Annotated in this window: 10 protein-coding genes; 3 read left to right on the top strand and 7 right to left on the bottom strand. The window is 66.8% G+C overall.

All coding sequences use genetic code 11. From position 1 onward, the window contains the following. The first annotated feature begins 23 nt into the window (after positions 1 to 23). From ACQRBR_RS02950 to ACQRBR_RS02940, 3 genes are read left to right on the top strand one after another with little or no spacing between them, the layout of a single operon-like run. Entirely contained in the window at positions 24 to 278 is a 255-nt protein-coding gene (locus tag ACQRBR_RS02950) for a DUF6110 family protein (protein ID WP_168934523.1), read from the top strand. Between the two features lie 13 nt (positions 279 to 291). Beyond that, a complete protein-coding gene (locus ACQRBR_RS02945; protein ID WP_427812284.1) occupies positions 292 to 2,463 on the top strand; it encodes a heavy metal translocating P-type ATPase in 2,172 nt (723 codons plus the stop codon). Then, positions 2,463 to 2,753 (top strand): HMA2 domain-containing protein, encoded by a 291-nt coding sequence (locus ACQRBR_RS02940; RefSeq protein WP_168934525.1) that lies wholly within the window; start codon positions 2,463 to 2,465, stop codon positions 2,751 to 2,753. Before ACQRBR_RS02945 ends, ACQRBR_RS02940 begins: the two co-directional genes overlap by 1 nt. A 287-nt stretch (positions 2,754 to 3,040) precedes the next feature. Here ACQRBR_RS02940 and ACQRBR_RS02935 read toward each other — a convergent pair whose 3' ends face one another. From ACQRBR_RS02935 to ACQRBR_RS02905, 7 genes are all read right to left on the bottom strand, one after another. Further along, complete coding sequence (locus tag ACQRBR_RS02935) at positions 3,041 to 4,171, bottom strand: aminotransferase class I/II-fold pyridoxal phosphate-dependent enzyme (RefSeq protein WP_427812283.1); 1,131 nt, start codon at positions 4,169 to 4,171, stop codon at positions 3,041 to 3,043. Between the two features lie 278 nt (positions 4,172 to 4,449). Continuing rightward, positions 4,450 to 7,740, bottom strand: a complete 3,291-nt coding sequence (locus ACQRBR_RS02930; RefSeq protein WP_427812282.1) for an efflux RND transporter permease subunit — start codon at positions 7,738 to 7,740, stop codon at positions 4,450 to 4,452. Next, entirely contained in the window at positions 7,727 to 10,822 is a 3,096-nt protein-coding gene (locus ACQRBR_RS02925; RefSeq protein WP_427812281.1) for a multidrug efflux RND transporter permease subunit, read from the bottom strand. The genes ACQRBR_RS02930 and ACQRBR_RS02925 overlap by 14 nt, the downstream gene beginning before the upstream one ends. A gap of 377 nt (positions 10,823 to 11,199) precedes the next feature. Beyond that, positions 11,200 to 12,378: an MdtA/MuxA family multidrug efflux RND transporter periplasmic adaptor subunit gene (locus ACQRBR_RS02920; protein ID WP_427812280.1), complete on the bottom strand. Its 1,179-nt coding sequence runs from the start codon at positions 12,376 to 12,378 to the stop codon at positions 11,200 to 11,202. Next, the gene (locus tag ACQRBR_RS02915; protein ID WP_303878264.1) at positions 12,375 to 13,682 is read right to left on the bottom strand and encodes a sensor histidine kinase; all 1,308 of its coding nucleotides are present in this window, start codon (positions 13,680 to 13,682) and stop codon (positions 12,375 to 12,377) included. The genes ACQRBR_RS02920 and ACQRBR_RS02915 overlap by 4 nt, the downstream gene beginning before the upstream one ends. Beyond that, positions 13,679 to 14,383 (bottom strand): response regulator transcription factor, encoded by a 705-nt coding sequence (locus ACQRBR_RS02910; protein WP_168934528.1) that lies wholly within the window; start codon positions 14,381 to 14,383, stop codon positions 13,679 to 13,681. The genes ACQRBR_RS02915 and ACQRBR_RS02910 overlap by 4 nt, the downstream gene beginning before the upstream one ends. Before the next feature lie 100 nt (positions 14,384 to 14,483). After that, a complete protein-coding gene (locus ACQRBR_RS02905; protein WP_168934529.1) occupies positions 14,484 to 14,846 on the bottom strand; it encodes a NirD/YgiW/YdeI family stress tolerance protein in 363 nt (120 codons plus the stop codon). Positions 14,847 to 14,883: the final 37 nt, after the last annotated feature.

Genomic DNA, 14,883 nt, shown 5'->3' with positions numbered 1-14,883 from the left:
CCTGTGCAAACGGAGGCACAAGCATGAACAACGGTCTGAAATACGGTCTCTTTTTCCTGGGTGGTCTGGCGCTGGGCGTCGTGGGCACCGTTGCCGTCACCCGCGGCAAACTCGATCTCAAACCCCTGGCTACCGATCTGGTGAGCCGCGGCATGGACATGAAAGACGCCATCATGAGCAAGGTGGAAGCCGTCAAGGAAGATATGGAAGATCTGGCCGCCGAAGCCCGTCAGGCCGCTGACAAGCGCAAGGCCGAAGCTGCCGATCCTCAGGCCTAATGAGGGCACGCGCATGCGCTTTTTTCTGGTTCATGAACTGAGCTGCTCCAACGGGGCCGGACGGCTGCGTGCGCGTGCCTGCCGCCCCATGACACAGGTGCAGGCCGAGATCCTGGCCGATACTCTGGATGCCATCGACGGCGTGGAAGGCGTGCGGGTCAATCCGCGCGTGCCCAGCGTCCTCGTGCTCTACCGGCATGCGCAGGCCCGGCAGGACGTGCTCCGCTCCCTGGCCGCCCAGGACGCCGGTGCCCTCAATGACGGCAGCGTCCTGGCCACCCTGACTCAGGAGCTGGAAAGCAGCCTCGAACGGCACGCTTCCGGCAGCCGCCCGCCGGCCCATGATGAGGACGAGATGGGAGCCCAGGGCTTCGGTCCCCTGATGCGCTTTCTTTTCGTCCGTCCGTTCCTGCCGTTCAAGCTGCGCGTGGCCAGCAGTGTCATGGGAGCCCTTCCCTTTTTGCGAAAGGGCCTCGCCTCTCTCCTTCAGGGCAAGCTCAATGTGGACGTGCTGGATGCCGCAGCCATCGGGGTTTCCCTGCTGCGGCGCGACTTCCGTACCGTCACCGTGCTGACCCTGCTGCTGGGACTGGGCGAGGCCCTGGAATACTGGACGCGCCGCCGCTCCATGGACAGCCTGACCGAGAGCCTGGCCCTCAACGTGGATACCGTCTGGGTTCTGGCCGATGGTGTGGAGACCAGCGTGCCGCTCTCCGATGTGCGTGAAGGCGATCTGGTCGTGGTCCGCGACGGCGGTTCCATCCCGGTGGACGGCATCGTCGAGGACGGCGAGGCCGTGGTCAACCAGGCAAGCATGACCGGCGAGCCCCTGGGCGTGCCCCGCAGCAAGGGCGCTGCCGTCTACTCGGGCACGGTGGTGGAACAGGGGCACCTCGTCATCCGCGCCACCCATGTGGGCGACGGCACCCGCCTCAAGCAGGTGGTGCGCTTCATCGAAGAATCCGAGGCCCTCAAGGCCGGCATCCAGGGCAAGTTCGAACGCATGGCCGACATGGCCGTTCCCTTCACCTTTGCTCTGGCGGGCCTTGTGTGGCTCATCACCCGCAATCCCCTGCAGGCGGCTTCCGTGCTGCTGGTAGACTATTCCTGCGCCCTGCGTCTTGCCACCCCGCTGGCCGTACTGGCCGCCATGCGCGAAGGCGCGCGCCACGGCGTGGTCATCAAGGGCGGCCGTTTTCTGGAGGCCCTTTCCGAAGCCGATACCGTGGTCTTCGACAAAACGGGCACCCTCACCAACGCCAGCCCCCATGTGGTGGAGGTCATCCCCGCCGCCGGTCATGAGCGGGACGAAGTCCTGCGCCTTGCGGCCTGCCTTGAGGAGCACTTTCCCCATCCTGTGGCCCGCGCCGTGGTCCGCTGCGCGCAGGAAGAAGGCCTGCAGCATGAGGAAGAGCACGCCCAGGTGGAATATGTGGTGGCCCACGGCATCGCCTCCACCCTGTACGGCAAGGCCGTGCGTGTGGGCAGCCGCCACTATATCGAGTGCGATGAAGGCATCGACCTTTCGCCCCTGGAGGCGGAGATCGACGCCCAGGCCCAGATGGGACGCTCGCTGCTCTATCTGGCTATCGACGGCAAACTGGCCGGGTTCCTGGCCATCGAGGACCCCCTGCGTCCCGAATGCCCGCAGGTCCTCAAACAGCTCGAAGAGCTGGGCTTCCGCCGCATCCTCATGCTCACCGGCGACGACGAGCGTACCGCCCGTGCCGTGGCCGGCAAGCTGGGGCTCAAGGAGTACCGCGCGCAGGTTCTGCCCGCCGACAAGGCCGACGTCATCGCCGACCTCACCGCCCAGGGCTGCAAGGTCCTCATGGTAGGCGACGGCATCAACGACGCACCGGCCCTGTCCGCCTCCCATGTGGGCGTAGCTATGTGTGACGGTGCCGATCTGGCCCGCGAAGTGGCCAACGTGCTGCTCACCCGGCCGGACCTCAGCGGGCTCATCACGGCCCGGTTGCTGGGCAGGGCCACCCTGCGGCGCATCCACATCAACTTTGCGGCCACCATGCTGCTCAACAGCATGTTCCTGGCCGGGGGCCTGTTCATGATCCTGACGCCCGGTGTCTCGGCCCTGCTGCACAACCTGACGACCCTGGGCGTGACCCTCAATGCCATGCGGCCGCATCTGCCCGGTCGCCACGCCCGCCAGCTGGAGGCCGCCTGATGCTCGACAGCCTGCGCTTCGTGAAATACGTCCGCAGCTTCATGGACGGACGCGTGCGTGTCCGGCACCCTGCCCTGCGTGACGCCGCCATCGCCGGCAAGGCCCGCGCCGCCCTCCTGCGTGTGGACGGTGTGCGGGACATAGAGCTCAACCCCCTGAGCGGTTCGGCCCTCATCTTATATGACAGCACCCGGTTGTCGCAGGACAGACTCATCGAAACCGGCTGCCGCTGGGCCGACTGGCTGGACAAAGCCGCACGCGGTCAGGCTGGCGAGATGCCGCCACTGTAAGAATGACGGACACTCCGGGGGAGGGACTTTTTGCAGGCAACGGGTCTCTCCCCCGGACCCCTCTCCCCAAAAACTTTTCAGGCACGGGTACAGGTCCCCGTCGCTGCCTCGTGGTCAGGGACATCCCGGCCTGACGGGGCCCCATCCAGATCGCTTCCTCCCTTGGAGCCCCATAAAAAAGGACGCCGTGCTGGCGTCCTTTTCCGTTTTGATGGAGCGTGCTTGGGGATGAAGGTCCTTGGGGACGGGCAACGGGGCCTTCCCCAACAAACTTTCCCCGGCGCTTATCAGCTGTTTTGCTGCAACCAGCCGTCCAGCACGGCCAGGTTCTCGGCAAAATTGGCGCGGCCGTAGCCCATGCGCACATAGGGAGCGTCCATGTCATAGACATTGCCGGGCAGGAGCAGCACACCAGCCGACTGGGCCAGATGTTCGCAAAAAGCCAGGGCGGAACCGAAGCGAGCCACAAAGTCCGGCCGCAGGCCATGGAAGGCGATGGGCCCGGCCTGGGGCGGATTGTGGAGGAACACGTGGTCGTAACGGGCAAAGAAGTCGGCGGCGATACGGCGATTGCGGGCGATGATCTCCCGGTTGCGGGCCAGGACGGCCGGGCCGTGCTTCAGGGCGATGCGGGCCAGGGCTTCGGAAGGCGTGGGACAGCAGATGCTGAGATAATTCTTGTAGCGGCTCAGGGCGCCGATGGCGTCCCGTTCCTGAGAGGCGATCCAGCCTACGCGCAGGCCGGGCAGGCCATAGGCCTTGGAGAGCACGCCCACGGAAAAGGCCCGTTCGTAGATGTCGCAAAAGGCCGGGGGCACGGCATCCGGCGCTTCCAGGCCCCGGTAGACCTCATCGGCCAGGATGCGCAGGCCGTGGCGGCGGGCCAGCTCGCAGATGCGCTGCCGCTCGTCGACGGACAGGGCATAGCCGGTGGGATTGTTGGGCGTGTTCAGCACCAGCAGGCGCGTCTTGGGCGTGATGAGCCGCTCCAGCTCATCAAGGTCGCAATACCAACCGTCCCCGCCCTGATGCAGGGGCCAGAGGGAGAGCTCGCAGCCCGCGGCCCGTGCCACCTCGTACAGGGACTGGTAGGTGGGGAACTGGCAGATCACATGCTCGCCCGGCTCCACCAGCACGTTGAGCGCCCCGAAGATGGCCTCCTGCGCGCCCACATGCAGCAGCACGTTTTCCGGACCGCACTGCGTGTACAGGCCGGAGACCGCCTCCCGCAGGGCCGGAGCACCGTCGTTTTCGCTGTAGCCCAGCCAGGTGTCCAGAAAGCCTTCCTGCGCGCCCGGCTCCAGAGCCAGCAACTCGCGGATGCTCAGGGACTCGCAGTCCGACTGCGCCAGCAGATACGGCGCGCTGAATTCATACCGTCCAAAAAAGATCTCCAGTCCGAAGTCCCTGATTTTCATATTCCCTCCACAGGCTGTCTCTTTGGCGACACTGTCGCCGTCCCAGCATAGGAGCCCCCATGCGGGCCGTCAATCTGCGGAGTGAAAATGAAGGACTTGCAAAGGCAGAAACAGGACGCAGAAAAAGCTCCTGTCCGGATCAGGAGGACAGAAGCCGTCCGGACAAGGCAATCATCACAGGGAGGTGGGGCCTTCCGCAGCGCCGCCCTTTCCGTAAAAACACGCCGACAGGAAGGCCGGGGGCATGGCCCGGCCTCCTCCTGCTGAAAGACAATCCCCTAGCCCTGACGGCAAAGCGCCGCCAGCAGGGCCGCCTTGCGTTCGCCGTAGCGCAGCCGCCACCAGCGCCGGCGCCAGCGCAAACGGGCCCGGTCAAGGCAGAGGTAGACAACGGGCGTGGTGTACAGGGTGAGCAACTGGCTTACCAGCAGGCCGCCCACGATGGTGATGCCCAGGGGCTGACGGATCTCGGCGCCGTCGCCCTGCCCCAGGGCCAGCGGTACGGCCCCCAGGATGGCGGCGGCCGTGGTCATCATGATGGGACGGAAGCGCAGGCGGCAGGCCTCGTGGATGGCCTCGCGCGGGGGCAGGTTACGGGTGCGCGCGGCCTCGATGGCAAAGTCGATCATCATGATGGCGTTCTTTTTTACGATGCCGCAAAGCAGCAGCACGCCGATGAGGGCGATGACGCTGAACTCCATGCCGCAGGCCCGCAGGGCCAGCAGGGCCCCGATGCCCGCCGACGGCAGGGTGGAGAGGATGGTCAGCGGATGGATGAGGCTCTCGTAAAGCACGCCCAGCACGATATAGAGCGCGGCCAGGGCCGCCAGGATGAGCAGCACCTGATCCTTGACCGTATCGCTGTACATCTTGGCCGTGCCCTGGAAGCTGCCCACGATGGTGGACGGCATGCCGATGCGCACGCGTGCCTCGTCGATGGCCGCCTGCGCCTGCGAAAGGGACGCGCCCTCCGCCAGGTTGAAGGACAGGGTCACGGCCGCGAATTGGCCCTGATGGGCCACGGAAAGGGGCGCGAAGGCCGGAGAGACCTCGGCCACGCCCAGCAGGGGCACGGCCCCGTCCTTGCCCGGCAGCCAGACCTTGCCCAGCGAGTCCTCCCCTTCCAGCCAGGGCAGAGCATATTCCAGCACCACGCGGTACTGATTCTTCTCCTCATAGATGGTGCTGACCTGACGCTGGCCGAAGGCATTGTTCAGGGCCGCGTCCACGTCCTTCATGGTCAGGCCCAGCCGGGCCAGAGCATCACGATTGATGGTCAGCAGGGTCTGCAGGCCCCGTTCCTCGATGTCGCTGTCCACGTCCTTGAGGATGCGGATGCCCGTGAACTCCTGCTGCAAACGCCGTCCCCAGCGGCGCAGACTGTCCAGATCGTCGGCCTGCAAGGTGTACTGGTACTGGGAGCGGGAGCTGCGCCCGCCCATCATGATGTCCTGCGCGGCCTGTAAAAAGATCTGAAGCCCCGGTTCCGAGGACATCTTGCCGCGCAGACGGCCGATGACCTGCTGGGCGCTGATGCCGCGTTCCTCCAGCGGCTTGAGGGAGATGAACACGCCCCCGCCGCCGCGGCCGCCCGAGATGTGGGCCGAGACCTGGTCCACGGCCGGGTCGGCGCTGAGGATGCGCACCAGCCGGGCCAGCTTGACTTCCATATCCTGAAACGAGGCACTCTGGTCCGCGCGGATGCCGCCCATGATGACGCCCGTATCCTGCTGGGGAAAGAAGCCCTTGGGCACCACGATGTACATCCAGACATTGGCCGCCACCACCAGCAGGAGCACGGTCAGGGTCAGCTTCCAGTGATCCAGCACCACATAGAGGCTGCGGGAATAGCCCTCCTGCATGGCGGAAAGAAAGCGGCCCCACAACTGCCCCACACGGGTGAACAGCCCCGGCCGTCCCCCCTCTTCCGCCCGCAGGCGGGCACTGCGGCGGGAGAGTTCTTCATCAAAGGGCCGCAGCAACGTGGCGCACATCATGGGCGTGGTGGTCAGGGAGACCACCATGGAGACCAGCACGGCCGTGGCCAGCACCACGGAGAACTCGCGGAACAGGCGTCCCACAACGCCGCCCATGAACAGGATGGGGATGAAGACCGCCACCAGCGACAGGGAAATGGAGATGACCGTAAAACCCACCTCGCGCGCACCGCGCAGGGCGGCCCGCAGGGGCTTTTCGCCCATCTCCAGACGGCGCACGATATTTTCCAGCACCACGATGGCGTCGTCCACCACAAAGCCCGTGGCCACGGTCAGGGCCATGAGCGAAAGGTTGTCCAGGGTGTAGCCGCACAGATACATGACCCCGAAGGTGCCGATGAGCGATACCGGCGCGGCCACGGCCGGGATGCTGGTGGCGCGGCCGTTGCGCAAAAAAAGGAAGACCACCAGTACCACCAGGGCCATGGACAGCAGCAGGCTCTTCTCCACCTCGTGCAGCGAGGCCCGGATGGTCTGGGAGCGGTCCATGCGCACGGAAAGATCCGCACTTTCGGGCAGCCAGGAGCGCAGCTGCGGGATCATGGCCTTCACCCTGTCCACGGTCTCGATGATGTTGGCCCCGGGCGAACGGAACACGATGAGCAGGATGGAGGGCTTGCCGTTGGAAAGGGCCATCTGGCGGATGTCCTGGCTGGAATCCGTCACCGTGGCCACGTCGCCCAGACGGATGACGACACCGCCGCGCTCGGCCACGATGACCTTGCGGTACTGGGCCGCGGTGCGCAGCTGGTCGCTGGCCACCACCGTCCACGAGGTGCTTTCGTTCTCCAGATGTCCCTTGGGCAAAAAGGCATTGGCCCCGGCCAGGGCCGCACGCACGTCTTCCATGCTCAGGCCCGTGCGGTGCAGGGCATCGGGCGAGATGTCCACGCGCACGGCAGGCAGGGCGCCGCCGCCCACGGTCACTTCGCCCACCCCGGCGATCTGGCTGATCTTCTGGGCCAGCACCGTGGACGCGGCATCGTAGAGCTGGGTGCGGCTCAGGACGTCCGAGGTGACGGACAGGATAAGGATGGGCGCGCCCGACGGGTTCACCTTGCGGTAGGTGGGGTTGGACGGCATGGTGGGCAGGGTTGAGCGGGCGGCGTTGATGGCCGCCTGCACGTCACGGGCCGCGCCGTTGATGTCCCTGTCCAGATCGAACTGAAGGATGACGCGCGTGGAGCCCAGGCTGCTGCTGGAGGTCATCTCGGTCACCCCGGCGATGCGGCCCAGGGCCCGTTCCAGCGGCGTGGCCACGGTGGAGGCCATGGTCTCGGGGCTGGCCCCGGGCATGTTGGCCTGTACCCTGACCACGGGGAAGTCCACTTCGGGCAGGGGCGCCACGGGCAGCAGGAAAAAGGCCACCATGCCCGCCAGGGTCACGGCGATGGTCAGCAGCGTGGTGGCCACGGGCCGGCGGATGAAGGGCGCGGAAAGGTTCAGGGGGATGAATTCCGGCCCGAAGCGCTTGCGCCGTTCCCCGGCCAGAGCCAGATCCTGCCCTTCATGGGCGTGACCGCTCTCCCGGCCGGATGCGGCGGCCCGGGGCGTCTCCTCAGGCCTGCTCATGACCGGCCTCCTCGCCACGGCGGCCCAGCTTCTCGGCCAGACGCGCGAACCAGATATAGATGACAGGCGTGGTGAACAGGGTCAGTACCTGGCTGACGATGAGGCCGCCCACCATGGTCACGCCCAGCGGGCGGCGCAGTTCCGCGCCCATGCCCCAGCCGATCATCAGCGGCAGGGCCCCCAGCAGGGCCGCCATGGTGGTCATGAGGATGGGCCGCAAACGCAGCAGACAGGCCTGCCGGATGGCGGCCTGCGGATCCTTGCCTTCCTGCCGCTCGGCCTCCAGGGCAAAGTCGATCATCATGATGGCGTTCTTTTTGACGATGCCGATGAGCAGGATGATGCCGATGATGCCCACCACGCCCAGCTCCATGCCGCAGAGCATAAGGGCCAGCGTGGCGCCGATGCCCGCCGACGGCAGGGTGGACAGGATGGTCACGGGATGGATGTAGCTTTCGTAGAGCACGCCCAGCACGATGTACATGGTGACCACGGCGGCCAGCAGCAGCCAGACCTGATTGTCCGTGGACGAGGCAAAGGCATGGGCCGCGCCCTGGAACTGGCAGCGCAGGGACGAAGGCAGCTCCAGGGAAGCAAGGGTCTCTTCCACCGCACTCACGGCCGCCCCCAGGGAGGAGCCTTCGGCCACGTTGAAGGAGATGGTGGCCACCGGGAACTGGCCCTGCCGCATGGTGGCCGGGCGTGCGGAGCGTTCCTCCATGCGCACCAGGGCCGAGAGCGGGATGGGCTTGCCCTCGCTGCCCTTGACGTAGATCTTTTCGATGTCGTCCGGGCCGCGCCGGAACTGCGGGGCGCTTTCCAGCACCACCTTGTACTGGTTGGTCTGGGTGAAGATGGTGGAGATCAGGCGCTGGCCCAGCGCGTCATAAAGGGCATTGTCGATAACGTCCATGCTCACGCCCAGACGGCTGGCCGCATCGCGGTCGATGTCCAGCCAGAGCATGCGGCCCCGGCCCAGCAGGTCGCTGGTCACATGGCTCAGCTCCGGCCGCGCCCGCAGCGCCGCCAGGATGTCCGGGATGCGCCCTTCCAGCTGGGCGTCGCTGAGGGCCTCCACCGAAAGCTGGTACTGGGTGCGCGAGACGCGGTCCTCCACGGTCAGATCCTGCACGGGCTGCAGGAACAGATCCATGCCCGGCAGGCTGTCGGCCCGTTCCATAAGGCGCCGGGCGATGACCGGGGCGCGGTGGTCGCGCTCTTCCAGCGGCTTGAGGTCGATGGTCAGGCGCGAGGTGGCCAGACTGGGGTTGATACCGTCCACGCCCACGAAGAACGCCACCCGGGCCACGGCCGGATCGGCCAGCAGCACGTCGGAAAGTTCTTTCTGGCGCCGGGCCATGGCCGCAAAGGACGTATCCTGCGGGAATTCCGCGATGCCTTGAATGACGCCCGTGTCCTGTGTGGGGAAAAAGCCCTTGGGCACCAGCGCGTACATGGCCACGCTCAGCAACAGGGTTCCCACGGCCACGGCCAGGGTCAGGCGCTGGTGGGCCAGTACCCAGTCCAGCTTGCCTTCATACCAGCGCAGCAGGGCCGGGAAAAAATTGCCCTCCCCTTCCTTGTGCCGCTCCGGCCGCAGCATGACCGCGCAAAGCATGGGCGTCAGGGACAGGGAGATGACGGCCGAGATGAGGATGGTCACGGCCAGCGTGACCGCGAACTCGCGGAACAGGCGCCCGGCCACGTCGCCCATGAACAGCAGGGGGATGAGCACGGCCACCAGCGACAGGGTCAGGGAGATGATGGTGAAACCGATCTGCCCGGCCCCCACGAGGGCGGCCTGCAGGGGCTTGTAGCCGTTCTCCAGATAGCGGCTGATGTTCTCGATGACCACGATGGCGTCGTCCACCACGAAACCGGAGGCGATGACCAGCGCCATAAGGGTCAGGTTGTTGAGCGAGAAGCCCGCCAGGTACATGACGCCCAGCGAGCCCACCAGCGACAGGGGCACGGCCAGGGCCGGGATGATGGTGGCTTGCACGTTGCGCAGGAAGATCCAGATGACGGCGATGACCAGGACCACGGCCAGCACCAGTTCCAGCTGCACGTCGTGCACCGTGGCCCGGATGGTGGTGGTGCGGTCCGTCACCACCTGCACCCGCACATGCCCGGGCAGGGCCTGCTGCAGCTGCGGCAGCAGACGGGTGATGCTGTCGGCCACGGTGATGACGTTGGCGCCGGGCTGGCGCTGGATGGAAAGCACGATGGCCGGGCGGAAGCCCTGTTCCCCGTCGGCCACATAGGCGGCCAGACGGGCGTTCTCCGCGCCCTCCTCCACGGTGGCCACATCCTCCAGACGCAGGGGCGCGCCGTTGCTGTAGCCGATGATGGTCCGCGCGTATTCCTCGGCCGAGGCCAGCTGGTCGTTGGCGTCGATGGTGCTGGTACGCTGGGGCCCGTCGAAGCTGCCCTTGGCGTCATTGACGTTGGCCGAGGCGATGGCCGAGCGCACGTCGGCCATGGTCAGCCCGGCCGAGGCCAGGGCCGAGGGATTGACCTGCACACGCACCGCGGGCCGCTGCCCGCCCGACAGGGTCACCAGGCCCACGCCGGTGATCTGCGATATCTTCTGCGCCAACCGGGTGTCCACCAGGTCTTCCAGACGGGTCAGGGGCATGGCGTCACTGTAGACCGCCAGCGTCATGATGGCCGGGTCCGCCGGGTTGACCTTGTTGTAGACCGGCGGGTTGGGCAGGTCGGATGGCAGCAGGTTGTCCGCCGCGTTGATGGCGGCCTGCACCTCCTGCTCGGCCACGTCCAGCGGCACGGAAAGGTCGAATTGCAAGGTGATGACCGAAGCCCCGGCCGAAGACAGGGAGGTCATCTGCACAAGGCCCGACATGGTGCCCAGCTGCCGTTCCAGCGGCGAGGTGACCACCGCGGCCATGACCTCGGACGACGCGCCGGGGTACAGGGTCTGCACCTGGATGGTGGGATAGTCGATCTGCGGCAGGGCCGCCATGGGCAGATAATGATAGGCCAGCAGCCCGGAAAGGAGCAGGGCCACCATCAGCAGCGAGGTGGCGATGGGCCGGAGGATGAAGATGCGGGAAATGTTCATGGAGCTGCTCGTCTGTCTTCTGGAAACGGCGGCGGGACCGTCAGCGGGAAACGGCGGTCCCCTGCCCTGCGAAAGAACGGGAGGCCGGGAAAGGAAGGAGGAAAGGGCCTGCCGCTGCCCCAGGGGGCAGGAGCACGGCAGCGTCAACACCGCCCCGGCAGGAGCGCTGCAAGGGAAGGGATGCCCGGGGTCCCTGCACCGCGCTTTCACCGCATCCCCTTTTTGCCAAGGGGCGGGCGACCGGGAAAACATGCGGGAAAGGGGTCGAACCGGAGGGAAGGGACCATGCCGCACGCCCGCATCACCGGATGGCGGCTGCAAGCCGCAACGTCACGGGCATCGGCAGCCGTGTCGGGATCCCTCTTCCCTCCCTGAAGTTATTCCCCGCCCCCGGTGGCAGGCACGGTCACGCGCGGGGTCTCCATGCTGGCCGTCACGCGCACGCGCAGGCCGTCACGCAGGCGGTCCACACCGTCCACCACCACGACCTCGCCCGCGGCAAGGCCCTTGTCGATGACGGTCAGGCTGTCGGTACGCACGCCGGGCGTCACTTCGCGCAGGCGGACGGTATCCTTGTCCACCACATAGACGTAGGAGCCGCGGCTGCCCAGCTGCACGGCGGCGGTGGGCACCGTGACGGCCTGGGGCAGGACCGTGACCAGCAAACGGGCATTGACGAACTGGTTGGGGAAGAGGGTGTGGTCCTCGTTGGCGAATTCCGCCTTGAGCTTCACCGTACCTGTGGCGGTGTCGATCTGGTTGTCCATGCTCAGCAGATAGCCCTGGGCCAGCAGAGCCTGCTGCTCGCGGTCCCAGGCCTGAACCAGCAGGCGGCCACCGCTCTTGCGGGCCTCGCGCCAGTGCTGTGCCACCAGGGGCACCCGGCTTTCCGGAAGAGTGAAGACCACATAGGAAGGCGTCAGCAGGGTGATGCGCACCAGCCCTTCGGTGTCGGAAGCATGCACCATGTTGCCCTCGTCCACCTTTCGCAGGCCCAGCACGCCGTCGGCCGGAGCGGTGATGCGGCTGTACTGCAGTTGCAGGGCCGCCGAATCCACGGCAGCCTTGTCGGACTGTACCGTGCCTTCATACTGGCGCACCAGGGCGCGCTGGTTGTCGTACTGCTGCCGGGCGATATGGCCGCCGCTCACCAGCTTTTCATACCGGCTCAGGTCGCGGCGGGCGTTCTCCAGCTGGGCCGTATCGCGGGCCAGGGCACCGCGGGCCTCGCCCAAAGCGGCCTCGAACGGCCGGGGATCGATCTCGGCCAGCAGGTCGCCCTTATGGACGAACTGACCTTCCGTAAAATGCAGGCGCTGCAGATGCCCGTCCACCCGGCTGGTCACCAGCACGTCACTGGACGGCTCCACCGTGCCCAGACCGTTGAGGAAATGGGGCATATCCTGCGCCAGGGCCGTGGCCACACGCACCGGCGGCGTATCCTGCGGCATGCCGCGCTGCCTGCCGGGCTCGAAAAAGCCCCGCCAGAGCAGCGCACAGCCCAGCAGCAGGGCCAGTACGGCCAGCAGGCGGCCCTTGCTCATGCTGATCTTCACACACGTTCTCCATCACTGTCCGGAGCAAAGCACACTTCGAACAGTGTCTCATTTTCTCCGCTGTGCCGGTAGCTCACCGACCAGCCCAGCTGCTCGCAGGCGCGGCGCACCAGCGAGAGCCCCAGACCGCTGCCGCCCGGCGTGGCATCGCCTCGGGCACGGGCACGCACCCCGCGGGCAAAGATGTCCAGATCCTCAGGGATGCGTCCCGCGTTGCGCACCTGGAGCACATGCTCGTCCAGGCGCACGGCAACACGGCCATTTTCCGAGTAAAGCCGGGCATTGTCCAGCAGATTCTTGACGACGATCCCCGCCAGGGCAGGCTGCGCCTGCACTTCCCGGCTCTCGGGGAGCTCCAGCGAAAAGCAGTCCTGCCCCTGGACAGTGTCCCGCACCAGCAGGGCCAGATCCACGGGCTCGAGTTCGATATTTTCGGGACGTCGGGCCAGCAGCAGAAGGATGCCCACCGTGGCGGACATGTCGCGCACCGTGCGCTGCAGGCGCTCCACCGTGGGCGCACAGCGCTCGGAACCGGGCAGGCGCTCCAGCTGCAGTTCCAGCACTTCCAGGCCGCCCTGCATGACGGTCAGGGGCGTGCGCAGCTCGTGGCTCACATCACCGGTGAAGAAACTCTCGCGCTGGACGAAACGGCGCAGGGCCTCCTCGCGGCTGGCGATGGCCCGGGCCAGCACGCCTACCTCGTCATCAAGGGCCACTTGCGGCAAGGGCGGCAGGCCGGGGTAGTCCCCCCCGGCACGGGGTACGGGGCAGCGGGACACGGTACGGGTCAGATCGGTCAGCTGGCCCGTGAGCCGCCGGCTGAGCAGCACGGCCAGCAGGGCCGCCACGCCCAGGCCCAGGCCCGCGCACAGGCCCAGGACCCGGGTCAGCTGGGCCTTGATGGTCACCAGCAGGCCCGTGTGCCCGCTCAGGGCGTAGCGTACGCCCTTGTGCTCCTCGAGGAAGACGAAATTCTCCATGCGGTCGAAAAAGTGCAGGCCGGGCTCCAGGGAATGCCATTCGCGGGGGATCTGTTTGCCCACCCGGAATTGCAGATCCATAAGGTTCGCCAGGTCGGCCCCATAGACCAGGTTGTTGTGCCGTCCCCGGTCCTCGGCACGGCGCGAGCGTTCCTCGGCCTCGATGAGGGCATTCATGACCGGACGTGCGTACCAGTCCACCAGATGGGCGCCCAGCCTGTCATAGGAGAGCAGGCCCACCATGCCCATGGTCAGGCCGAGACCGGCGGCCAGCAGCATGAACGAGACCAGCAGACGCCGCCGGATGGGGGAACCGCCGCTCACGCCCCGGGCTCCTCTTCACGGCCGAGACGGTAGCCCACATGGGAGATGGTATGCAGCACGGGGCTGCCGAAAGGCTTGTCCAGATGCTGGCGCAGTTCGTGGATATGCGTCCGCAGGGCGCTGCCGCCGGGCAGGTCGTCGCCCCAGAGGCGGCGCTCCAGTTCCTCGCGGCGGACCAGGGCGGGCGCACGGCGCGCCAGCTCGCACAGGATGCGGAAGCCCGTGGGGCTCACCTTGACCTCGCGGCCCTGCCGCGTGACCCGGTGCCCGGCCACGTCGATACAGACATCGTCCACACGCAGCTCGCCGCCCTGGGCGCTCTCCTGCGTCCGGCCCCGCCGCAGCAGGGCCCGGATGCGGGCCTCCAGCTCGCGCAGGGCAAAGGGTTTGACCAGATAGTCGTCGGCCCCGGCGTCCAGGCCCAGCACACGGTCGGCCACGGTATCACGGGCCGTCAGCATGATGACCGGCACCTGTACGCCGTGTTCCTCGCGCAGGGCACGGCACAGGCTGATGCCGTCCAGCCCGGGGAGCATGATGTCCAGCACCACCAGATCGAACTGGCCGGACGCGGCCATCTCAAGGCCCGTGCGGCCGTTGCGGGCGCAATCCAGTTCATAGCCCAAGGGCTCAAGATAGGCGTACAGGTTGGCGAGGATGTCCTCGTTATCTTCCACCAGCAGGACAGAGACAGGCACCATGCGCACCTCCGCAAAAAAGGACGGGGCGCCGTGCGCCCCCTGAAGAATGGAAAACCCGGCGGATGGCCCGCCGTCCGAAAGGCCCCGCAGGGCCCGAACATCACTGGATGATGGCCAGAGCGTCCACCTCCACCTCATTGGGGTGCTTGGAGCTCCAGTCCACATGCCCCACTAGGCGCACTTTGTCCTGCGGAGTGACCGTCAGGTGCCCGAAGGTCTCGTGCTCTATCTCCACCACCACGCGGCCGCTCTCGTCCTCAAAAAGGTAACGGTCCTTGCGGGGGATCTTTTCCAGGATATGGCCTTCCAGAACACAGGGGGCATCATCCCAGGCATTGAGCACGTCGGCCGCACGGGTCAGCGTCGGCGAGACACCGGGGCCCACGAAACCCGCCGCACCGGTACCCGGCGGGAGCAGAAACAGGCCGGCGGCCAGCAGAAGCAGCACAGAAAAAATTCGCATCACGACTCCGCTGGCGGGCCGCCCGCCGGTAGCGCAC

Origin of the sequence: Desulfovibrio sp. SGI.133 (assembly GCF_050313955.1) — a bacterium.
GTDB lineage: Bacteria > Desulfobacterota > Desulfovibrionia > Desulfovibrionales > Desulfovibrionaceae > Desulfovibrio.
Note: the sequence above shows the minus strand (reverse complement) of the source record. Positions and strands in the feature narration are given on the sequence as shown.